General features: G+C 49.9%; 22 protein-coding genes. 7 read left to right on the top strand and 15 right to left on the bottom strand.

Translation table 11 applies throughout. From position 1 onward, the window contains the following. Window positions 1-47: 47 nt before the first annotated feature. Window positions 48-467 carry an arsenate reductase (glutaredoxin) gene (gene arsC, locus EZV72_RS11050; protein ID WP_137167305.1) on the top strand — a complete coding sequence of 140 codons (420 nt, stop codon included), beginning with the start codon at window positions 48-50 and terminating at the stop codon, window positions 465-467. Window positions 468-554: 87 nt separating this feature from the next. Here arsC and EZV72_RS11055 read toward each other — a convergent pair whose 3' ends face one another. The 10 genes from EZV72_RS11055 to thrS all read right to left on the bottom strand — a co-directional run bounded on the left by EZV72_RS11055 (window position 555) and on the right by thrS (window position 11,064). Next, a complete protein-coding gene (locus EZV72_RS11055; RefSeq protein WP_137167306.1) occupies window positions 555-1,289 on the bottom strand; it encodes an SDR family oxidoreductase in 735 nt (244 codons plus the stop codon). Window positions 1,290-1,445: 156 nt separating this feature from the next. Then, complete coding sequence (locus EZV72_RS11060; protein WP_217495163.1) at window positions 1,446-3,014, bottom strand: BCCT family transporter; 1,569 nt, start codon at window positions 3,012-3,014, stop codon at window positions 1,446-1,448. Window positions 3,015-3,114: 100 nt separating this feature from the next. Beyond that, window positions 3,115-3,687: a hypothetical protein gene (locus tag EZV72_RS11065; protein WP_137167307.1), complete on the bottom strand. Its 573-nt coding sequence runs from the start codon at window positions 3,685-3,687 to the stop codon at window positions 3,115-3,117. Between the two features lie 157 nt (window positions 3,688-3,844). Then, the gene (ihfA, locus tag EZV72_RS11070) at window positions 3,845-4,144 is read right to left on the bottom strand and encodes an integration host factor subunit alpha (RefSeq protein WP_137167308.1); all 300 of its coding nucleotides are present in this window, start codon (window positions 4,142-4,144) and stop codon (window positions 3,845-3,847) included. Window positions 4,145-4,147: 3 nt separating this feature from the next. Further along, window positions 4,148-6,535 carry a phenylalanine--tRNA ligase subunit beta gene (pheT, locus tag EZV72_RS11075; protein ID WP_137167309.1) on the bottom strand — a complete coding sequence of 796 codons (2,388 nt, stop codon included), beginning with the start codon at window positions 6,533-6,535 and terminating at the stop codon, window positions 4,148-4,150. A gap of 17 nt (window positions 6,536-6,552) precedes the next feature. Further along, the gene (gene pheS / locus EZV72_RS11080) at window positions 6,553-7,533 is read right to left on the bottom strand and encodes a phenylalanine--tRNA ligase subunit alpha (protein WP_137168730.1); all 981 of its coding nucleotides are present in this window, start codon (window positions 7,531-7,533) and stop codon (window positions 6,553-6,555) included. A 301-nt stretch (window positions 7,534-7,834) separates the two neighbouring features. Next, on the bottom strand, window positions 7,835-8,191 hold the full coding sequence (rplT, locus tag EZV72_RS11085; RefSeq protein WP_018981377.1) for a 50S ribosomal protein L20: 357 nt from the start codon (window positions 8,189-8,191) through the stop codon (window positions 7,835-7,837). A gap of 17 nt (window positions 8,192-8,208) precedes the next feature. Then, a complete protein-coding gene (rpmI, locus tag EZV72_RS11090; RefSeq protein WP_137167310.1) occupies window positions 8,209-8,406 on the bottom strand; it encodes a 50S ribosomal protein L35 in 198 nt (65 codons plus the stop codon). Between the two features lie 114 nt (window positions 8,407-8,520). Next, on the bottom strand, window positions 8,521-9,063 hold the full coding sequence (infC, locus tag EZV72_RS11095; RefSeq protein ID WP_137167311.1) for a translation initiation factor IF-3: 543 nt from the start codon (window positions 9,061-9,063) through the stop codon (window positions 8,521-8,523). An 84-nt stretch (window positions 9,064-9,147) separates the two neighbouring features. After that, complete coding sequence (gene thrS / locus EZV72_RS11100; protein ID WP_137167312.1) at window positions 9,148-11,064, bottom strand: threonine--tRNA ligase; 1,917 nt, start codon at window positions 11,062-11,064, stop codon at window positions 9,148-9,150. 315 nt (window positions 11,065-11,379) lie between these two features. Here thrS and EZV72_RS11105 point away from each other — a divergent pair, with 315 nt between their 5' ends. The 3 genes from EZV72_RS11105 to EZV72_RS11115 are packed head-to-tail and all read left to right on the top strand — an operon-like array spanning window position 11,380 to window position 14,106. Next, complete coding sequence (locus EZV72_RS11105) at window positions 11,380-12,282, top strand: fructosamine kinase family protein (RefSeq protein ID WP_232364570.1); 903 nt, start codon at window positions 11,380-11,382, stop codon at window positions 12,280-12,282. 17 nt (window positions 12,283-12,299) lie between these two features. Next, window positions 12,300-13,046, top strand: coding sequence for a pteridine reductase (locus tag EZV72_RS11110; protein WP_137167313.1), 747 nt, complete (start codon window positions 12,300-12,302; stop codon window positions 13,044-13,046). After that, window positions 13,009-14,106, top strand: a complete 1,098-nt coding sequence (locus EZV72_RS11115) for a DUF3080 family protein (protein ID WP_137167314.1) — start codon at window positions 13,009-13,011, stop codon at window positions 14,104-14,106. Before EZV72_RS11110 ends, EZV72_RS11115 begins: the two co-directional genes overlap by 38 nt. Window positions 14,107-14,112: 6 nt before the next feature. On the opposite strand, the gene EZV72_RS11120 is transcribed toward EZV72_RS11115, so the two are convergent. The 4 genes from EZV72_RS11120 to EZV72_RS18450 form a co-directional block, all read right to left on the bottom strand. Continuing rightward, window positions 14,113-15,144: a mechanosensitive ion channel family protein gene (locus EZV72_RS11120; RefSeq protein ID WP_137167315.1), complete on the bottom strand. Its 1,032-nt coding sequence runs from the start codon at window positions 15,142-15,144 to the stop codon at window positions 14,113-14,115. Window positions 15,145-15,209: 65 nt separating this feature from the next. Next, entirely contained in the window at window positions 15,210-15,848 is a 639-nt protein-coding gene (locus EZV72_RS11125; RefSeq protein WP_137168732.1) for a CPBP family intramembrane glutamic endopeptidase, read from the bottom strand. Window positions 15,849-15,952: 104 nt separating this feature from the next. Continuing rightward, complete coding sequence (locus EZV72_RS11130; protein ID WP_175405102.1) at window positions 15,953-17,779, bottom strand: S9 family peptidase; 1,827 nt, start codon at window positions 17,777-17,779, stop codon at window positions 15,953-15,955. Then, the gene (locus tag EZV72_RS18450; RefSeq protein WP_175405103.1) at window positions 17,779-18,117 is read right to left on the bottom strand and encodes a hypothetical protein; all 339 of its coding nucleotides are present in this window, start codon (window positions 18,115-18,117) and stop codon (window positions 17,779-17,781) included. Before EZV72_RS18450 ends, EZV72_RS11130 begins: the two co-directional genes overlap by 1 nt. 74 nt (window positions 18,118-18,191) lie before the next feature. Between EZV72_RS18450 and EZV72_RS11135 the strand changes: the two genes are divergently transcribed. Further along, window positions 18,192-19,010 carry a MurR/RpiR family transcriptional regulator gene (locus tag EZV72_RS11135; protein ID WP_137167317.1) on the top strand — a complete coding sequence of 273 codons (819 nt, stop codon included), beginning with the start codon at window positions 18,192-18,194 and terminating at the stop codon, window positions 19,008-19,010. 137 nt (window positions 19,011-19,147) lie between these two features. Further along, a complete protein-coding gene (locus EZV72_RS11140) occupies window positions 19,148-19,714 on the top strand; it encodes a DUF924 family protein (protein ID WP_137167318.1) in 567 nt (188 codons plus the stop codon). On the opposite strand, the gene EZV72_RS11145 is transcribed toward EZV72_RS11140, so the two are convergent. Then, on the bottom strand, window positions 19,711-20,073 hold the full coding sequence (locus EZV72_RS11145; RefSeq protein ID WP_137167319.1) for a hypothetical protein: 363 nt from the start codon (window positions 20,071-20,073) through the stop codon (window positions 19,711-19,713). The two genes, EZV72_RS11140 and EZV72_RS11145, sit on opposite strands and share 4 nt — an antisense overlap. Before the next feature lie 170 nt (window positions 20,074-20,243). Between EZV72_RS11145 and EZV72_RS11150 the strand changes: the two genes are divergently transcribed. Further along, on the top strand, window positions 20,244-21,428 hold the full coding sequence (locus EZV72_RS11150) for an amidase (protein ID WP_137167320.1): 1,185 nt from the start codon (window positions 20,244-20,246) through the stop codon (window positions 21,426-21,428). Window positions 21,429-21,432: the final 4 nt, after the last annotated feature.

Here is a 21,432-nt window from a genome sequence, read left to right on the forward strand (position 1 = left end):
AAATACGAAAATTCATATATGTGATAAATCGTATGTGAGAGGCAATTATGATTGTTATACACCATAATCCGGCGTGTGGTACCTCACGCAATGTATTACAGGTTATCCGTGATGCGGGCTATGAGCCGCAGGTCATTGACTACCTTAACGAAGGCTGGACCCGGCCACAGTTGCTGGCCTTGTTTGCAGCAGCTGGTCTCACTCCCCGTCAGGCACTGCGTACAACAAAATCGCCGGCTCAGGAGTTGGGTCTGCTGGATGAATCAGTCTCAGATGAAGCCTTACTGGACGCGATGCTCGAACATCCGGTGTTGGTTAACCGCCCTATCGTCTGTTCTTCCAAAGGAGTGAAGTTATGTCGCCCGAGCGAACAGGTTTTGGATCTGCTGGCCCAGTGGCCCACAGGCCCGTATTTTAAGGAAGACGGTGAAATGATGCTTGATGAGCAGGGCATACGCCCCGAATAACGCTTACAAAAAACCACCTGCCGCAGCAGGTGGTTTAAATATAAGATAGGACTACAGAGATAAACAGCACAGCGACTGATTGTGCTTTTACACCGAAAAATCGCCAAGAATAACGTTGTTGGCGTAGCTGTTATACTCATCCCCCAACTGTTTGGCCATATCATCCGGAAAGTTGTGGAAGTCGCCAGCTTCCAGCGCATCAACCACCCCTTTAGCCACGACATCCGGACCAGGAGCGTCGTCAAAGCCAGCACCTTTACCCATATCGGTAGCAATAGGGCCAGGATGTATACTAACAACCGCCACACCCTGCTCGCTCAGTTTTTCTCTCAATCCCTGGGTGATAGAATAAGCTGCAGCTTTCGACGCGCAATAGGTCGTCATATCACCAAATGTTTTCATTGAAGCCACAGAATTTAACTGTACCAACGCACCTTTATTTTTTACTAAGACAGGTTCAAATGCCTGAGCGACATGCAATAAGCCAAACACATTCACTTCGAATTCGCTACGCAGCGCCGCTTCAGCCTCGCCGCTCAGTGGTGACTGCAATTTCATGATACCTGCGTTATTGACCACAATGTCAGTATCGGTCGCCTGCTTGGCCAGCGCCTGAACAGAAGATGCATCGGTGACATCAACGGTAAGGGTTTCAACTTTGTCCGCATATGTGCTGTGCAGTTCGGTAGTTGATTCGGCATCACGTACTGCCAGATAAACTTTGCTCACGCCTCGCTCAAACAGTGCCTCGACAATCGCTTTGCCAATGCCTCTGTTGGCGCCGGTGACCAGCGCTGTTTTACCTGTTAATGTGACACTCATACATCTGTCTCCTGTTGTAAATAATACAATGTGTTCTTTTCAACAGGCAGATAAGATCAAATACCAAAGCCCGCAAAGCGGGTATCAGGCAGCAGCCTAACGCGCCAGTTGAGCTATCCGGCGCATTACATGGTTATCTTTATTGCTCAGCCATTGTTACTGATCGCGCCCGCGCTGAAGCACGATGCGTGGTGCGTCCCATAAGGAAGGTAACAATATCAGCGAGACAGGTACCGCACTGACCACAATAAAGGCTTGTAGCTTATCGATTCCGCCGGATCCGATAGCAATCAGTATTACTGCCATCAGTCCCATCGCCAATCCCCAGAAAACCCGTACGGATACCGCCGGCTCTTCGGTTTTAGACATAGACGCCGACAGTACATAGGTCATCGAGTCGCCGGTGGTTGCCACGAAGGTCATAGTCAATATTAAGAACAGGCAGGTTACCATCGTACCAAGTGGCAAAGCCTGAGTGATTTCAATCAGTGCTGCTGGTAAATTAAAGCCTTCAAATGCAGCAGAGACGGTGCCTGGATTGGCGAGCTCCAACCCTAAACCCGTACCACCCACGATGGTAAACCAGAACATAGTAATCAGCGGCGCTATGACAGACAGCATGGTAATGATTGCCCGCACTGACCTGCCGCGACTGATTCTGGCGATGAAAATGGCCATCATAGGCCCATAACCAAGAAACCAGCCCCAGAAAAAGACTGTCCACCATCCCAGCCAGCCAGCTTCACCAAACACACCAGCTTCGCCACGATACAGCGCCATGTCGAAAAAGTGAGTAACGTGAGTCACCAGTGCATCAGCAAAACTGGAAAAAATAAATCCGGTGGTACCAGCAATGATAATAAAGGCGAGTAGCCCCAGCGCCAGCAGCATATTCAGACGACTCAGTAACTGAATTCCTTTGGTCACCCCGCTTACCGCGGACAATACATAAATCAGGGTAAGCACTACTATCACCATGACCTGCGTGGTGGCATCATCACTGATACCAAACAGATCGTTAAGACCGTAACTAACCTGCAATCCCAGGAAACCAATAGGCCCTACAGTGCCGGCAACAACTGCAATGATACAGGCCGCATCAGTAAACAGCCCAATCGGGCCGTGAATTGCCCTTTCCTTGAATACCGGGTATAGCAGCGTACGGGGCGCCAGTGGCAGACCCTTATCATAGTGATAATGCATTAACATCACTGTAGTCAGGCTGCCCAGGATAGCCCATGCCAGAAATCCCCAGTGTAGATAAGACTGCGCCAGTGCATAAGACACAGCCTCAGCGCTACCGCTTTCCACACCTGAGAAAACCGGCGGTGTTGACACGAAGTGTGCCATCGGCTCGCCAGCTGCCCAAAATACTCCGCCACCGGCAAGTAAGGTACACATGATCATCGAGCCCCACTGAAACAGTGAAAACTCTGGCGTAGACTTGTTACCGATAGGTTTTTTGGCGCCTGGCATAAAAGCAATGCCAATACCAATCAGGAAGGTTGCCAGTAACAGGACCTGCCAGTACAACCCAAAGTACTGAGCTGACCAGGCAAATAGCGCATCCACGGTGGATGCCAGAGCACTGATATCGACCAATGCAAACAAACAGAATGCGGCGATAAAGCCAGCAGTAATAGAAAACAGCGGCCGGTTTATAGCTGCACTGTCAAAATGTTCAGATAACTTGATGAAATTTCCCCAACAGATATCAACGCACAATCTGTGTGCGCTGATAAGCGTCTTATTTTGCTGCGCTTGTTCTTCCGGTAAGCCAGCACCAATGAAAGTTGTACGTTATTCAGTCAAAAACAGACTACCCCTACTCGGTATGCCCGGCATGGTCAGCTTGTTTTTTCTGGTAGCGTTGTTGCCACAGTTGACGGGCCGCTTGTTTATCCTCGGCCGATACGTCATTGCCCTGAGCCAGGGTCTGTGCAATCTGACGGATAATCTGATCACGCTTTTTAATCAGCTTATCAGCATGGCTGAAGAAGCTTTTTGCCTCAGGATATTGTGTTTTTAAATCGTCGATGGGTTGTAGTGCCACAAAACGCTGTTCAAACGCCTCGTTGAATAAAGCGCGTTTTGCATTAAACGTCACATAATCGCGGGCTTTATCAGATGTCAGATATTGTATGTCACGCTCAGATAAGCCTGCCTGCTCTGCCACATCCTGGCCTTTTGCTAGCCATTCATCGATGGCATTTTCATTGCCATTTGCTACAGCCTGTTTAACCCCATCAGCCAAATCTGATGCATTTAAAATATCATCTGTAGTAATAACTGGCGCAGGTGCCTGCGATGTATCTGACGCTGAGTCATGGGATAACCATGCCAGATAACCCGCGGTAACAACAATAATGGCGCCAAGCGCGATCAACAACTTCTTCATTTCAACCCCGGTTGATAAGTTCCAGTAAGTGTAAATGAAGACATCAGGAAGGACCTTATACTTCATTCACGACGTATTGTACCGTCTGAATAAATCATAAGGCAAAACAGATATGGCGAAGCAACCTTGCCTCACCATAAAAAGATAGAGTCGCCGGTTATTCTACCGGCGGTTTTGAGTTTTCCACACGGCTTTTCAACTTCTGTCCAGGACGGAATGTAACCACACGACGCGCCTTTATCGGGATATCCTCACCCGTTTTCGGGTTTCGGCCCGGACGTTCGTTTTTGTCCCTCAGGTCAAAATTCCCAAAACCTGACAGTTTCACTTGTTCACCAGATTCAAGTGCCTCTTTGATCTCCTCAAAGAAGCCTTCCACTAAATCTTTAGCGTCTTTTTTGTTCATACCCAGTTTTTCGAATAAGTGTTCAGCCATTTCGGCTTTGGTCAATGCCATAGTCTACTCTCTTAACGCTGCCCCGAACTCGGATTCTAACCCTTTCACCACGGTGTCCACTGCTTCCTGGATCTCAGCTTCTTCGAGTGTTTTATCCGCGTTCTGTAAAATCAGGGATAGGGCCAGGCTCTTAAATCCGGGCTCTATGCCTTTTCCTTTATATACGTCGAACAAGTTTAGGCCAACTAGTTGATTTACGCCAATATTTTCTACATACGAAAGAATGGCACCTACTGGAACTACGTCTTTTACGGTAATCGCTATATCTCTACGGTTCGCAGGGTACTTTGAGATCGCTTTTGCCGCCGGTAATTGCCGTGTAGACAATGCCTTAAGATCAAGTTCAAAAATAAATGGTCGGCCATTTACCCCTAACAGTTTAGTAAACTGTGGATGTAATGCACCAAGATAACCTATTGATTTTCCATCAAGCAATATCTCTGCCGACATGCCAGGATGTAATGCGCTATGTTCAGCCGCCTGGAACGATACAACACCGTGTCCGGCCGTCAGTGCTAACAGGGCTTCCACGTCACCCTTGGCATCAAAAAAATCAACCTGGGCATCTTCCCCGTGCCAGCTTTCCACCTCACGACGGCCGACCAGCAAACCGCCAATAACCGGTTCCTGGGCTACGCCGTTAGGCGCATCTTCACGAGGTAAGAAGCGTAAGCCAGTTTCAAATAATCTGACCCGCGTTTGCTGACGCTTCTGGTTATACGCCGCTGCCTGTAACAGGCCCGGCCACAGGCTCACCCGCATCACACTCATATCAGAGGAAATCGGATGGGGTAATACCAGTCCTTTTTCATCTGGAAACAGTGCATTTTGCACTTTAGGATCTACAAACGAATAAGTAATCGCTTCTGAATAACCACGGGCAGTCAACAGCCCTTTAAATACATTTGTATCAATCGTGGCTTCCTGCGTCGGCAACATATTCAGGCTGGCGGTAGGCGCAACATTGGGAATATTGTTGTAACCATAAACCCGGGCAACTTCTTCGATCAGGTCTTCTTCGATTGCGATATCAAAGCGATAACTTGGGACCTGAGCCTGCCAGCCGTCGTCAGTTTGCGTCACCTGCATACCTAAACGGGTAAGCATTTCAGTCACTTTGTCCGCTACAATACTAATACCCAGTACGCGATCCAGGCGTGATTTACGCAAAACCACCGTGGATTGTGCAGGCAGATGACTATCTGATACAGCTTCTACCACAGGACCCGGTTCACCACCACAAATGTCCAGAATCAACGCGGTGGCCCGCTCCATGGCATCTTTTTGCAGTTGTGGATCCACACCGCGCTCATAACGATGCGAAGCATCTGTATGCAGGCCATACTGGCGCGCACGTCCCATGATGGCATCACGGGCAAAAAAGGCACTTTCAAGCAGAATGTGCGAGGTATTTTCGTTTACACCTGAATGCAGACCACCGAACACACCGGCCATTGCCAGAGATTTTTTATCATCGGCGATAACCAACGTATCCGCGTTTAACTCAACATTGCTTTCATCCAGCAGGGTCAGCGGTTCTTTATCGCCGGCCAGACGCACAGTGATGTTGCCTTCGATGCTATCTAAGTTAAATGCATGCATAGGCTGGCCCAGTTCAAGCAACACATAGTTGGTGACATCAACAATCGGGTCAATACTGCGAATGCCACTACGGCGCAGCTTTTCTTTCATCCACAGCGGCGTGGCCGCTTTTACATCCACATTACACAGTACCCGCCCAAGATAGCGCGGGCAGGCTTCTGGAGCCTGTAAAGTAATGGTCAGCTTGTCGTCGATAGTGGCGGCCACCGGTTCAATTGCCGGTACACACACATCAAGATTGTTCAGCACGCCAACTTCACGGGCAATACCACGAATCCCCAGACAATCAGCCCGGTTTGGCGTTAAATCCACATCCATGCTGGTATCATTCAAACCCAGATACTCACGGATGTCCTGACCTACCGGTGCATCCGCCGGTAATTCAATAATACCATCGTGGTCATCACTGATACCCAGTTCAGAAAAACTACACAGCATGCCAAAAGACGGCTCGCCACGCAGTTTTGCTTTTTTAATTTTGAAGTCACCCGGTAATACCGCGCCAACAACTGCAACCGCCACTTTGATTCCCTGACGACAGTTCGGCGCACCGCAAACAATGTCCAGCAGCTCGTCGCCGCCCACATTGATTTTTGTTACCCGTAGCTTATCGGCATTAGGATGCTGACCACATTCAACCACTTCACCCACAACTACACCGGAAAAGTTTCCGGCCACTGCAGCCACGTCGTCAACTTCCAGACCAGCCATGCTCAGCTGTTCAGAAAGTGCATGTGAATCAAGTGCCGGGTTGACCCATTCTCTTAGCCAATTTTCACTGAATTTCATATTGGTTCTGCCCTGCCTTAGTTAAACTGCTTAAGGAAACGAAGATCGTTTTCAAAGAATGAACGTAAATCTGTTACGCCATAACGCAACATGGTCAAACGCTCGACTCCCATCCCAAAGGCAAAACCGGTGTACTCTTCAGGGTCAATATTGACAGCTTTCAGTACATTAGGATGCACCATGCCGCAGCCCAGCACTTCCAGCCACTGACCATTTTTACCCATTACATCCACTTCAGCAGATGGCTCGGTAAATGGAAAGTAAGAAGGACGGAAACGGATTTCCAGAGACTCTTCAAAAAAGTGATGAAGAAAGTCGTGCAAAATCCCTTTAAGCTCAGTAAAGCTGACATTTTTGTCTACCATCAGGCCTTCGACCTGATGAAACATTGGCGTGTGGGTCTGATCGTAGTCATTACGGTAAACCCGGCCAGGAGAAATAATCCGCAGTGGCGGCTTTTCTGCTTCCATGGTACGAATCTGCACGCCGGATGTCTGTGTGCGCAGCATAATATCCGGATTAAAATAAAAGGTATCGTGGTCGGCACGGGCCGGATGATTCGCCGGAATATTCAGCGCATCAAAATTGTGAAAGCCATCTTCCACTTCCGGGCCGGTTTTCACCGCAAAGCCCAGCTGACCAAAAAATTGCTCAATACGGGCAATGGTGCGGCTGACAGGATGCAGGTTACCTGGCTGCTCAATGCGCCCGGGCAATGTGACATCCACAGCTTCTTCAGCCAGCTTTTTATTCATTTCAGCGCTTCTAAGAGCATCGCCCTTAGTATTAATAGCTGCGCTGATGGCTTGTTTTGCCTGATTAATCTTCTGACCCGCCGCCGGGCGCTCTTCTGCTGACAGCTTTCCCAAGCCTTTCAGAAGTTCGGTAAGTTTACCTTTCTTACCCATGTATTCGACCCGAACCTGGTCGAGCGTTGCTGCATCTTCGGCAGCGTCAATCTGGCCCTGTGCCTGACTGATAATCGCTTCAAGCTCCATGATTTCCTCAATTTGGCGTGTAACCGGATAACTGCACAACAGTTGTGCAAGTTCGCCTGAACGTAAAAACACATAGTTTACACGACAGATAAAAGCTGCCGCTACCCTAACGGGCTGATAATCTCGACAATTATGCGAAAAATTTTACTTTATAGCGCACCGTTGTCTGGGAGTGGGTGCAATTGTGCGTTTCAGTTCAGGTGGATAGGTTGGTTTATGATTTTTTGCCGCTGAAACGAAAAACGGCGAGCATCCTGCTCGCCGTTTTCCGAAAGAACTTAAACTTAATTTAGTTAAAAAATTAAGCTAATGCGCCTTTAGCCGCTTCGACTAATGCGCTGAATGCTACCTTGTCATGTACCGCGATGTCAGCCAGGATCTTACGATCGATTTCGACAGACGCTTTCTTCAGACCGTTGATGAAACGGCTGTAAGACATGCCATTTTGACGTGCCGCAGCATTGATACGTGCAATCCACAGTTGACGGAATTGACGTTTACGCTGACGACGGTCACGATATGCATATTGACCAGCTTTAGTTACTGCTTGTACCGCTACGCGATAAACACGTGAGCGTGCACCGTAATAACCTTTAGCCTGCTTCAGAACTTTTTTGTGACGTGCACGTGCGATTGTGCCGCGTTTAACTCTTGCCATTATTCAGTCTCCTCGTCTTAAACGTAAGGCAGCATGCGCTGAACCAATTTGGTATCAGAATCATGAACCAGTTTTTTGCCACGTAAATGGCGTTTACGCTTAGTACTCTTTTTGGTCAGAATGTGACGCAAATGAGACTGTTTGCTTTTAAAGCGGCCAGAGCCCGTTTTCTTGAAGCGCTTGGCTGCACCACTGTTTGATTTGATTTTAGGCATTGCTAAAACTCCGCATTGTTAATATCGACATTATTGGCGTGCAGTCACCGCATGTCGGTTCATGTTTACAGCAAGGTGTTTCGAAGGTGCAGAATCTTCGAAAACTTTAGACCATTACTGCTTCTTATTTGGGGCAAGCACCATGATCATTTGACGGCCTTCCACACGACGTGGGAAAGACTCGCAAATAGCAATTTCTTCTAAATCGGTTTTAATCCGGTTTAGCAGTTCAATGCCGATCTCTTGGTGAGCCATTTCACGTCCGCGGAAGCGGATCGTGACTTTGGCTTTATCGCCACCTTCCAGAAAGCGACGCAGGTTGCGCAGTTTTACCTGGTAATCGCCTTCATCAGTGCCAGGGCGGAATTTAACCTCCTTGACCTGAATTTGCTTTTGCTTTTTCTTCTGCTCTTTCTGAGCTTTACTTTTTTCGAAGAGGAACTTGCCATAATCCATAACTTTACAGACTGGCGGCTCAGCATTCGGACTAATCTCTACCAGGTCCAGACCCGCCTCTTCAGCGGATTGTGTTGCTTCTGCAAGTGAAACAACCCCTACCTGTTCCCCTTCTTTGCCGATCAGTCGTACTTCTCTGGCTTTGATTTCATCGTTAATGCGGGCTTTTGCGCCCTGAGCCTTGTTATTAGCGCCTTTAATGTGCTATTCCTCCAAAATTTAATCTTTTTGCCTGTCCCTTTATATATGGACAGAGACAGGCACCTTCAAGCCCTTGAAACAACCTTATTTGATTGTTTTGTCAGCGACTTCGCGCTGAGCTAGCTCAACAAACGCATCTAGACTCATGGTACCAAGGTCTTCACCGCGTCTGGAGCGTACTGCTACCTGGCCGGATTCTACTTCTTTATCACCGACCACCAGCATATAAGGAATACGCTTCAAAGTATGCTCGCGGATTTTAAAGCCAATCTTCTCATTTCTCAAGTCCGACTTTGCTCTAAATCCAATTTGTTGCAGTTTTTCTACTGTTTCGCGCACATATTCTGACTGGCTGTCAGTAATATTCATCACAACCATCTGTTGCGGCGCCAGCCACAGCGGGAAGAAACCAGCAAATTCTTCGGTCAGAATACCGATGAAACGTTCCAGCGAACCTAATATCGCCCGGTGAATCATAACCGGTACCTTACGCTCACCGTCTTCGGCAACATAAGTTGAGCCTAAGCGGCCTGGCATCGAAAAGTCCAGTTGCACCGTTCCGCACTGCCATGCCCGATCCAGACAATCATGCAGGGTAAATTCAATTTTCGGACCGTAGAACGCCCCTTCACCCGGCAAGTAGTCAAACTCAATATCGTTGGCTTTCAGTGCTTCGGCCAGTGCGGCTTCAGACTTATCCCAGATTTCATCCGAGCCCACACGCTTTTCAGGGCGGGTCGACAGTTTAACGGCAATCTTGTCAAAACCAAACGCAGCGTAGGTGTCATACACCATTTTAATACAGCCGCTGACTTCCTCAAGGATCTGCTCTTCAGTACAGAAAATATGCGCGTCATCCTGAGTAAACCCACGCACCCGCATCAGACCATGTAACGCACCGGAAGGTTCATTACGGTGACAACAGCCAAATTCAGCCATCCGCAGCGGCAGATCACGGTAAGATTTCAGCCCCTGGTTAAAAATCTGAACGTGGCCAGGACAATTCATTGGCTTAATCGCATATTCACGCTTTTCAGATTCTGTGGTGAACATGTTTTCAGCGTATTTATCCCAGTGGCCTGATTTTTCCCACAAGGAGCGGTCCATCATCAGTGGGCCTTTTACCTCACCGTAGCTGTACTCACGCAGTTTCTGACGTATAAAGCTTTCCAGTTCAGTATAAATCGACCAACCGTCGTTGTGCCAGAACACCATACCCGGTGCTTCTTCCTGCCAATGGAACAGATCCAGCGTTTTACCGATTTTGCGGTGATCACGTTTCTCGGCTTCCTCTAGACGGGTCAGATAAGACTTAAGCTGCTTTTTGTCTGCCCAGGCTGTACCGTAAATACGCTGCAACATTTTATTTTCGCTGTTACCTCGCCAGTAAGCACCAGCCACTTTCATAATTTTGAAGTGGTGACAAAACTTCATATTCGGCACGTGCGGGCCGCGGCACATATCCACATATTCTTCGTGATGATACAAGCCTGGGCGGTCATCCTGGCTGATATTCTCATCCAGAATTTCCATTTTATAGGTTTCGCCGCGCTGCTCAAACGTATCGCGGGCTTCCTGCCAGCTGACTTTCTTTTTCACTACGTCATAGTTAGTTTTGGCCAGCTCCAGCATCCGCTTTTCCAGCTTCTGCAAATCTTCGGCGGTCAGCGAATGGTCCATGTCCACATCGTAATAAAAACCATTGTCGATAACCGGACCAATGGCCATTTTCACACCAGGCCATAGTTGCTTAATGGCATGACCAATCAGGTGAGCACAACTGTGGCGGATAATTTCCAGACCATCGTCATCTTTGGCAGTAACAATCTGCAATGCGGCATCCTGTTCAATCAGATCTACAGCATCAACCAGTTCACCGTTTACTTTGCCGGCAATGGTGGCTTTAGCCAGACCAGGGCCAATATCGGCGGCAACATCTAACACTGAAACGGCATTATCGAAAGCGCGTTGGCTCCCGTCAGGAAGGGTAATTACAGGCATTTAGATTCCTTAACAGTGGTGACACCTACTCTGTGCCACTTGTTGTGTTTGTTTTGAGGATTGATTTATGGGTGCAGCCGCACTGTCACCAGACATGCTGACATGTCAAAACGGTTGGAATTATAACGGCTTGCCGCCGTCATGCAATGCTCTTTCACGGTTTAAAGGGTTGTCAGGCAGATTTTTATTGCTGGCCATGACCGCCGGTGGCAAAAAATCTGTGTGATTTTGCGATCATTCAGCCAGTCCGTACAGTAAAAAACAGATAACGGATTTTATGCTAACTATACTTGAGGTCAGAGAGTAAAGGTGACGATGCAAGCAAACGGGCAATCTGCAATGTGGCACTTTATCAGTGAAAATATCAGTCAGTCGACAAACCGTCCATTTTACTGCCAGCATGTTCAGCCGGTCAGTGGGGGCGACACGCATCGTGCTTTTGTGGTCCGTGATGAAAGTCGACGGTATTTTGTTAAGGTTCGCCCCGCCCGCGGACCTGCCCAGTTAATTCACGAGGCAGAAGGATTACGGGCAATCAGCGCCACCAATACGATTTACTGCCCATCGGTAATTTGCTGCGGCACCACCGCCGAAGGCAATCAGAGCCATGAGTATCTGGTGTTAAATCATATCCGTTTTCACGAAGGCAGTGCGCCAGACTGGGCGATGGCCGGTCAGCAACTGGCCGCCCTGCATCAGGCGCCCGGCTACACAGAATTTGGCTGGCCTCACGATAACTATATCGGGGCCACCCCACAGCGCAATGAACAATACAGTACGTGGTCGGTTTTTTTCGCCGAGTGCCGGATTGGCGCTATGCTGGACAAGCTCTCCGCAGCCGGTCATAAACTGGTGTCTGCCGACATCTTTACTACCCGCATTGAAAAGCTCTTGCACGGTCACTTGCCGGCCCCCAGCCTGGTCCACGGCGACTTGTGGACCGGGAATACCGGCTTTTGTCAAAACGGCCCGGTGATATTTGACCCGGCTATACATATTGGTGACCGTGAAACCGATCTGGCCATGACAGAGCTGTTCGGACGCTTCCCTGACGCTTTTTACACCGCGTATTCAGACGCAGCGCCCTTACCGCCTGACTATGACCAGCGCAAACCGGTTTATCAACTTTATCATCTACTTAACCACGCACTGATGTTTGGCGGACACTACCTGCCGGCAGCAAAATCTGCAATCATGGACATTCAACACACATTTTAACTAAAGGCCTTTATTTTATGCAGCCTACTCCTGTCTCTCTGGTTACCGGTGGTGCAAAACGCATTGGCGCCCAATTGGTGAAAACACTGCATCAGCAGGGCCATAACGTGATTATTCACTATCACCATTCACAAGAGGCCGCGCAGTCACTGGCAGACGCCCTGAACCAGTTACGCCCGGCTTCAGCCTGCGTTGTGCAGGCCGACCTGTGTAACCTTAATGAGGTCAGTCATCTGGCGGCCCGCGCTCAGCAGTGTTATGGCCGGGTTGATGTACTGGTAAACAACGCGTCTGCGTTTTACCCTACTCCACTGGGCTCTGTAACCCAACAGGATTGGCAGGCGCTGACTGGCAGCAATGTTCAGGGCCCGCTGTTTTTAATCCAGGCACTGGCGGATGCACTCACACACAGTCAGGGCTGCGTGATCAATATGATTGATATGCACATTGACCGCCCGCTGCCTCAGCACAGTGTATATGTTGCAGCCAAGACAGCGCTAGCCTCGGTAACCCGCTCTCTGGCAGCAGAGATGGCCCCGGCAGTGCGGGTCAATGGTATTGCGCCAGGGGCAATTCTGTGGCCAGAACGCTCGCTCTGTGACGCAGAAAAACAAAACTTGCTGGACAGCATTCCGCTTAACACATTAGGTACGCCGGACGATATTGCCCACACTATGCTGTTTTTATTGCAGGCCAGCTATATTACCGGGCAGATCATATACGTGGATGGCGGGCGCAGTATTGCCTCCGGCGCCAGTGCCTGAGCAGGATGAACGCATGACCGGCCAGCTTCCTGCCTGCTTGCTACATTGCTTACTGGTTTTGTCAGTGCTCTTATTAGGCGGGTGCTGGTTTGATAGCGGACTAACCGGCCAGCTGGATGAATATCGCACCCGCCTGGCACGGGTAACCGACAGTGAATTTAGTGCGCCACAGGATGACGATACCGACATCCTGAGATTTCCGGCCGGCGGCCAGCTATATCAAAAGGTCGCCCCCTTTAATGTTAATCTGCGACAGTTTTATCAGTTACAGAATTGCGAGCTGGGCGCGCTGGTAGCACAGCGTAATACGGCCGTGGGCAAAACGGCGCAGCCTTCACAGCGGTTTATTTACGAAGATGCCCTGCTGGATGCACTGGACAGGTGTCGACAGCAGTTACCAGACAACCCACAACTAGTCAGCCAGCTGTCCAACTGGCTGGCAGCCAAACAAGCGCAGCGCCCGGCACTGTGGGCCAACCTGGTGCAGACCAGCGAAGAAACCCGCGCCGCTTTTTCCCGTCCCGAAACATTGCTGACTAAAGATGATAACCGCGACGCTGGCGTGTCAGTGTCTGCGTTGCAGTTTCTGGCCGGGCTGAAAAATAACCGCCAGCAGTCGCTTGATACGCTCGAGCAGGAACTGAAGTATCTGGACTCATCCCGGTTACCGGCTAAAATCTGGCGGACGCAGGCAGTAATCACACACCAGCTGAATACGCTGACAGCACAGTTACGCCCGGTGTTATCTGAGCAGGCCTGTCCGGCCGGTAAAGCCAGCGACCAGGTGGAAATTCTGCGTAATGTGTTTTACCTGTTTTTTATCGAGCAGGTACAGCCTGTTGGCAGCGTGCTCAATCAGTATCATTATCGCCTGATGCCAGTGTGGCAGGCGTGGCTTGAAGATCCGGCGCTGGCTGAGTCATTCAGGGCATACTTGCATCAGCATGCCGTAACGGGCTTTGCGGCCTATCAGCAGGCTATCCATGCCCATGTATCATTGTGGCAGGAGTTGTTTGCCCGGTGCAATTTATCACCGGTAGCACCAAAAGCCGGCAGCTAGCCAGATTTACAATATATTGTCACCATCTTCAGGATCTCTGGCATGCTTTGCCTGTCGCCGTATCTCACTGGTTTCACTGGCCACATCCTCGGTATGGTGTGAGTCTGTGCTGTATTTATCAGATGCATGAGGCAACGAACCATTTTTTGCAGGCGGTGACGATACCTCGTTTTTTTGTCCCCCGGATGGACTGTTCTGCGCCACCGAATTCACTACAGGCACGCCCTGCGGAAAGATAATTTCCCGGGCATCATCGGGCATCGAAATTCCCGCCTGTTCAAAGGTAGCGAGCAACTGCCTGAACAGGGACGAGGTAATTTTCACAATGCTGGTGACTTCTGCATTTATCCAGAAATAGACTTTAAGATTGACAGTAGACGCGCCCAGGTTATCAATCAGTACCAGTGGTTCGGGTGAATCCAGCACAAACTGGTGCTGCCCGAGGACGGTCTGCGCAAGCTGTCGCACCTGCGAAATATCATTGTCGTACCCTACCCCTAGCTCGAGTTGCCCGCGCATATTAGGATTGGCGGTGAGGTTTTTAATAATGCCCTTATAAACACTGGCATTCGGTAGTTGTATATGATTGCCGTCAAAATCAACCAGGGTGGTCGCTCTGGCAGTGACCTTTTGAATCACCCCGGTGTAAGAGGCAATGGTCACCACATCGCCAATTTTGAACGGTCGCTGGACCGTCAGTAACAGGCTGGAAATAAAGTTTTCGGCAATATCACGAAATGCAAAGCCCAGAATCAACCCCACAATGCCGGTGCCGCTCATAATAGCTACCGCAAATTCCGTTAATCCGGACTGTTTTAAAAAAATATACAGTCCGAGTAATATAATCAGCAGACTGAATGAGCGGCGAATGACAGAGTGAAGCAACGGGCCTGACTGAAAATAACTGAATGGCCGCATGCAAAGATGGGACAGTGGCCTGGCTAGCAAGATAGCTATTACCAGGGCCAGCACACCCTCAAGAAAATCGGGTACAGCAGCACTTAACATCTGCACAAAGGCGGTGACATCCCTGAACATACATTCATTTTTATGGTAAATGGGTGATAACAGCTATACGCTAAAAGCGATGCTCAGGACCACCGTCAGCTCTGGGCGCCGGTACTCATTACCAAATACGTACCCAGCCCCACGGTGAAGGCAAAGCTTCCCCAGATGGCGTGCTCTATCACCACCAGCGGTGTGGATCGGGTCTGCATGTAACGATAGCCAAACAGAGCCCCGGCCAGCCATGACACCACCACAGCAATCCAGTTGCCATACACCAGGTGCGCCAGCCCAAACACAAAGGTGCTCAGACCCCATCGCCAATGTTTAGACGGGATAATTTTTTTGTAGCGATGAAAAAAGAAGGTCCGAAAAATAATTTCCTGAGGGATCACCGACACGACCGGGTAAATTAGCAACGTGATTACCCACAGGCCCGGCTGCTCCAGCGGCCAGCGCATAAAAATTTCCGGTTTAAGCAAATAGACCAGCACCATGGTCATGCACGCCCAGGGAACAAACAGCTTTAGTGTGGCACCCAGATGCTTGCTGAAATCCTGCATGTGCCACAGCCGGAATCGTTTAAACTGTTTGTCGGTCAGCAGCAGCGCCAGACAGCCAACACCCATCAATCCAAGAATAGGCATCAGCCAGTCAGCCAGATGTTGAATCCAGTAGACCACAGCCAGCGGAAGTAAGAAAAATAACCCGATTAACTCTGCCCAGCGTCTTGTCAGAACCACGCTCTCTACCAAAAACTTGTGATACTTTGATTACATAATAGCCGCACCGTTCAAATATGAATATGCCTGTTATGCACAAGCCTGATTGTTAACCGTTTTTAAATTCTCCAAAGTTGGTGTAAAAAGGTTAGCAAGCGCTGCTGGGCATCAATCTGATGGTCTGCCAGACTCAGACCGTGTGCTTCATCAGCAAAAAGTAAATAATGTCCCGGGACACCCTGCCGGGCCAGCTGTTCTGCCAGCCTTCGGGTCTGCATTTCGCTTACCTGCGGATCGCGCCCGCCCTGAACCAGCATGACGGGAGTTGAAATATGTTCGGTTTGATACAGCGGCGATATTTGCTGCAACTGACTTGCCTGTGTGGCCGGGTCCCCCATTTCATAGCGCATAAAACGGGCATAGTCTGCCATAGATGGTGGAATAGTTTGTAGATACTGTAGCCAGTCCACCATGCCGTGAAAGCTCACCGCAGCGGAAAACAGCGTAGTTTGCGTCACGGCTGACAGGCTTAAAAAACCACCATAACCGGTTCCCATCACGCCAATCTGCCGGGGGTTAACCCAGTCTTGTCCCGCCAGATACTGCCCTGCTGTAATAATATCCCGGGTGTCCCGCTGGCCGTGCTGCCTGACCGTACTATGCTGATAATCGCTGCCATAACCCTCCGAGCCATGGTAATCCACCGCCAGTACAGCAATACCACTGCTCGTTAAGTGCTGTACCTGAGGGTTATACTGACGCTGATAATGGCTGTGCAATCCGTCATGCGCCAGCACCATGGCAGGCACAGGTTGCGTTGTATGGCGCGGTTTAAATAACGTGGCCGGAACCTGACCCTGAGATGAATCCAGCCAGACCCGGGTACCGCGAATCAGGCTGCCCGGCAATGATTTGCTTGCTGGAACATCTGACATGGTCATAGAAACCATATTCAGGTGCATGGGCGCAGGCTGATGAGTATCTGAACTGTGGTAAAAATACAGCTGACCTCCATCACGGCTAAATACCGGCGCTGACAAATTACCTGACGGCCATGGTGGTTGTGCCAAAAGCTGGCCGTTTTTATTCGTCAGAACAAGCCGGGAGATGCCCTGTTCAATAATTTCAAATACCAGCTTGTCAGGCGAGACCGCCATGGCGTTAACCGCACCGTCAAAATTGGTCAGCGGCGCAACATCATGCGTCTGTAAATTAAACCGCCAGGCCTGTGCACTGCGGCTTCTGGCATCACTGATAAAAATCAGCTCGCGGCCAACAAAGCCCAGCGGGCTGACATGCCGGTGTTCAGCGGATAGCTTAAGCGGAACCTGTCTGGCCTCAGGATAGGTCAGATCAGCGATCACAATCCGGCCATCCGGAACGCCTGGATGATACTCGCTGACAGCAAAGCGCCCGTTACCACTTATCCCGCGAATGGTCAGATTGTTGGCATTGTCATAAATTTTGCTGTGTTGGTAGTTATCAGCCCGATACCGGTAAATCTGCTCAGCGTCATGTCCCGGGCTTATCTGCGCTACATAAAAATACCGGCCGTCATTATCCCAGCCTAAAAACCGAGCCTGAATACCGACCCCGGGAGTAATATCCAGAATTTGCCCATCAGGCTGATAAACCAGCAGGTGATTGCCACTGTCCCGGGCTGAAAAACGCTGTAATAAAATTCTCTCGTCATAAGGAAAGCATGTCACAGCCTCACCCTGCGCATCATCTAGCATGGCAAAGGTTAGTTGTTGTGAAGAGGGTCGGACAAACACCGGGGCGATGGTATTATCAGTAATTTGTGTGACCAGCACCTGATCCGAGGTATGACAGGCAGACAGCCCGCTTAACCTGCTACTTGTAAAATAAGGGGCTGCATCGGTCGCACTTCCCCCGCTTAACGACTGACACCCACTGACAACAACAGCGACAGCAAAAAATATCATCAGGCGGAATAAACCTTGTCTGCGCGATGTCTGTCCAGCATCCTCATCAAAGAGTGACTGTCCAGTATCCCTATCACAAAGTGACTGTCCAGCATCCCCACCACAAAGTGACTGTCCAGTATCCCCACCACAAAGTGACTGTCCGGCATTCCCCTCCCAAACTGACTGTCCAGTATCCCTACCACAAAGTGACTGTCCAGTATCCCTACCACAAAGTGACTGTCCAGCATCCCCACCACAAAGTGACTGTCCAGTATCCCCACCACAAAGTGACTGTCCGGCATTCCCCTCCCAAACTGACTGTCCAGTATCCCTACCACAAAGTGACTGTCCGGCACGGCCTTTCAACTTGGCTTTGCAGCAGGTTTGATTTAACTTATACATCTGTTTCTCTTATATTCAGGTTGCCTGTTTGTCCCAACCGCACAATATTCTTGCGCTGATTGAGCAGCGTTATGCTGAACTTTCCCCATCGGCCAGAACCATTGCCAACTATATACAGCAACATCCTATTGCGGTGATCAGTTTATCGCTGGCTGAACTGGCTCAGGCCAGCCATACCTCCAAAGCTACTGTCAGTCGTTTTTTCCGTCAGCTGGGCTTCAGCTCTCATGCGCAAGCAAAAGAGACGCTTTTAGCACTGCGTGCAAACGGGCAACCGGTCGACACACAAGCCGCAGACACAGATTATGTGGAGCAGGAGCTGAATAATCTGACCCGGACTTATCAGGCTTTGGATGAAGCCACCCTGCAGCGGGTGGCCAGTCAGTTAGCCAGCGCCAGCCGCATTACTCTTATCGGATTTCGCAATGCCTATCCGGCTGCTCTGCATTTTCGCCAGCAACTGAAGCAAATTCGTAGTACGGTGCGTCTGCTTCCGCAACCCGGCCAGACTCTGGGCGAAGATTTATGTGATATTGCCGATGATGAAGTCATCGTTTTACTGGGATTTCGCCGGCGAAGCCGCCTGTTCAGTAAAATGGTTGATGCGCTTGAAAAGCAAAATACAATTCTTATTACAGACCCTACGGGTCAGATATACCGGCCTAAAGTCACCGAAACCCTGATTTGTCATCTGGGACAGGACGCCCCGTTTGACAGTTACGCTGCAGCTATGAGTCTGATTTCGATGCTATGTAACCGCGTTTACCGACTCCTGCCTGAGCAATCCGGAACCCGGGCAACCCGCATCTCTGCCATGTACGAGGCCCTGGACGAACTGGAAAAATAATTTTCCGTAAGTTCAGTTGCTTTGTTGGCGCCTCGAATATTAGGCTTTGATTGTTTTTTAAACGAGTGCATGATAACTAATCACAAAGGGAGGTTGATTCGTATCTATGAAAATTTTTATCAGTCAGAGGGGATGCCATGGACGCAAAACAGTTAGTGACCGTAGAAGAAGCAGCCAATGTTTTGGCATTCTGGTTTGATGAACTGGACAGCACACAATGGTTTAAACAAGATCACGGGCTGGATACCCTGATCCGCTCCCGCTTTGGACAGGTGCACAGCGCTGCGGCGAATGGCGAGCTATGGCCCTGGCGTGCAACCGCACAAGGACGTCTGGCAGAGATCATTGTTCTGGACCAGTTCTCGCGCAATATCTACCGTGATACACCTCAGGCGTTTGCCTGCGACACCATGGCGTTAGTTCTGGCGCAGGAAGCAATTAGCGTGCAGGCTGATTTTATGCTGGGCATCGAACAAAAATCATTTTTGTATATGCCATTTATGCACAGTGAATCACTGAATGTTCACGATGTGGCCATGGAATTGTTTAATACCGAGGGGCTGGAAAATACCCTCGATTTTGAGGTGAAACACCGCAACATCATCGTTCGGTTTGGCCGGTATCCGCACCGTAATAAGGTATTGGGCCGCTCAAATACGCCTGAGGAAGCCCGCTTTCTCGCCCAGCCTGGTTCGTCGTTCTAAGCTGGCTCGGGCATTATGTCAAACTGCTCAAAAGACAGCGCCTGATTAAAGCAGGCGAGCGCTTCAATATCTTCGTAGACATCGGACTGCCACGCCTGTTGCCGGAACTTTTCGTACATGGCACGAAAGTCGGTTTCCACTAAATCGTCGTTGTTGAGCATGACTGACGAGAAATCCGGTGACTTGATTACAATATACAAATTGAACTGCGCATCTAAAAATACCGAATCCCAAAAATAGCCCTTCTGGTTCATTTCGTTAAACGGCAATTCAGGCGAGGATTTCATATAAGAAATGAGTTTATCCACCGGTGCCCGGCTCCCTGGCTTGAGCGGTATTTTTATTAATTTTGTCTGCATAACAGTCTTGCCTGTTTTTCCATCGTTTTGCTGAGCATACTGTGAATGTTTACGCAAAGGAACCCTCTGTGGATGTGTAATATTATGTAACTTCACTGACTGTTTCACTTGACTTAGACGTGAAACGATTGTTTCATGAATAGTCTCGAATACGCAGCTATAAGCGGACTATGAAAAACAAACGCGTCACATCCCCGTTTGTAGAGGGAACCGAACAGGCATTCACCCTGTACCAGGCTGGTACGCAGCAAGCACAACCGCTTAAACACCTGCGACTGGCCGTTAAAGATCTGTTTCATATGCAGGGGTTACCCACGTCAGCCGGAAATCCGGACTGGCTGTTAAGTCACCCGGTTGCCGAGACCACGCACTCATCGGTCATTACCCTGTTGCAAGCCGGTGCCCGGTTTGTCGGCAAAACCATTACCGATGAGCTTGCCTATAGCCTGAATGGTCAAAATGCTCACTACGGCACACCGCAAAATCCGGTTACACCGGACCGCCTGCCCGGCGGCTCATCATCCGGTTCGGCGGTGGCGGTGGCAGCAGGACTGGCTGATATCGGTCTGGGCACTGACACCGGTGGCTCTATTCGGGTGCCCGCCAGCTATCAGGGTTTATTTGGCCTACGTCCAACTCACGGTGCGGTGCCCTGCGACAATATGGTTGCACTGGCCCCCTCCTTTGACACCGTGGGCTGGATGACCCGCTCGCTGTCCGTCATGCGGTCGGTGGCAGAGGTATTGCTCGGAAGCTCTGATTCCAGAGCCCCGTCTTGCGGGGTAGCAATATTGTCTGCCCATATCAATGCGCATCCGTATACCCATCAGCTTAAGCACACCCTGCGTCAATGGGAGAAAACCGACCTGGCGTTTACCCCGGTGGATGCTATTCCTGCTGACCTGGCTCTGGGTGAGGCGTTTCGCTATTTGCAGGGTGCGGAAATAGCCCGTGAGCACGGAAGCTGGCTACAACAACAAAAACCGATTATTGCGCCGGATATTCAGGCCCGGCTTGACTGGTGTATGACCATCACCGCGCAGCAGGAACAACAAGCCCGGCAAACCCGCACACACTGGTGCGAAATTATTTATCCACTGTTGGATAAGTATGAGGCCTTGATTATACCCACCACACCGGGCCTGGCACCGCGGCTTACCACGCCTGACAGCAGCCTGAGTGCATACCGGCAAACCTTACTGACTTACACCGCCATGGCCGGGCTTGCAGGGCTACCGCAACTGCATATACCCTGCCTGACAGAACACGGGGCTCCTTATGGCCTCTCACTCATTGGTGCCAGAAACAGTGAACAACAACTGTTACAGCTTGCCCACCAACTAACGGAATCATAAAGGC

The organism is Salinimonas lutimaris, from assembly GCF_005222225.1.
Classification (GTDB): domain Bacteria; phylum Pseudomonadota; class Gammaproteobacteria; order Enterobacterales; family Alteromonadaceae; genus Alteromonas; species Alteromonas lutimaris.

Excerpts from the sequence above, each read along its gene's own strand:
- EZV72_RS11110 (WP_137167313.1), top strand. The coding sequence starts at position 12,300 with ATGCAGCCTACTCCTGTCTCTCTGGTTACCGGTGGTGCAAAACGCATT.
- EZV72_RS11055 (WP_137167306.1), bottom strand. The coding sequence starts at position 1,289 with ATGAGTGTCACATTAACAGGTAAAACAGCGCTGGTCACCGGCGCCAAC.
- EZV72_RS11065 (WP_137167307.1), bottom strand. The coding sequence starts at position 3,687 with ATGAAGAAGTTGTTGATCGCGCTTGGCGCCATTATTGTTGTTACCGCG.
- rpmI (WP_137167310.1), bottom strand. The coding sequence starts at position 8,406 with ATGCCTAAAATCAAATCAAACAGTGGTGCAGCCAAGCGCTTCAAGAAA.
- EZV72_RS11150 (WP_137167320.1), top strand. The coding sequence starts at position 20,244 with ATGAAAAACAAACGCGTCACATCCCCGTTTGTAGAGGGAACCGAACAG.
- arsC (WP_137167305.1), top strand. The coding sequence starts at position 48 with ATGATTGTTATACACCATAATCCGGCGTGTGGTACCTCACGCAATGTA.
- thrS (WP_137167312.1), bottom strand. The coding sequence starts at position 11,064 with ATGCCTGTAATTACCCTTCCTGACGGGAGCCAACGCGCTTTCGATAAT.
- pheT (WP_137167309.1), bottom strand. The coding sequence starts at position 6,535 with ATGAAATTCAGTGAAAATTGGCTAAGAGAATGGGTCAACCCGGCACTT.
- EZV72_RS11115 (WP_137167314.1), top strand. The coding sequence starts at position 13,009 with ATGGCGGGCGCAGTATTGCCTCCGGCGCCAGTGCCTGAGCAGGATGAA.
- EZV72_RS11120 (WP_137167315.1), bottom strand. The coding sequence starts at position 15,144 with ATGTTCAGGGATGTCACCGCCTTTGTGCAGATGTTAAGTGCTGCTGTA.
- rplT (WP_018981377.1), bottom strand. The coding sequence starts at position 8,191 with ATGGCAAGAGTTAAACGCGGCACAATCGCACGTGCACGTCACAAAAAA.
- EZV72_RS11130 (WP_175405102.1), bottom strand. The coding sequence starts at position 17,779 with ATGATATTTTTTGCTGTCGCTGTTGTTGTCAGTGGGTGTCAGTCGTTA.
- EZV72_RS11145 (WP_137167319.1), bottom strand. The coding sequence starts at position 20,073 with ATGCAGACAAAATTAATAAAAATACCGCTCAAGCCAGGGAGCCGGGCA.
- EZV72_RS11140 (WP_137167318.1), top strand. The coding sequence starts at position 19,148 with ATGGACGCAAAACAGTTAGTGACCGTAGAAGAAGCAGCCAATGTTTTG.
- EZV72_RS11105 (WP_232364570.1), top strand. The coding sequence starts at position 11,380 with ATGCAAGCAAACGGGCAATCTGCAATGTGGCACTTTATCAGTGAAAAT.
- ihfA (WP_137167308.1), bottom strand. The coding sequence starts at position 4,144 with ATGGCATTGACCAAAGCCGAAATGGCTGAACACTTATTCGAAAAACTG.
- pheS (WP_137168730.1), bottom strand. The coding sequence starts at position 7,533 with ATGGAGCTTGAAGCGATTATCAGTCAGGCACAGGGCCAGATTGACGCT.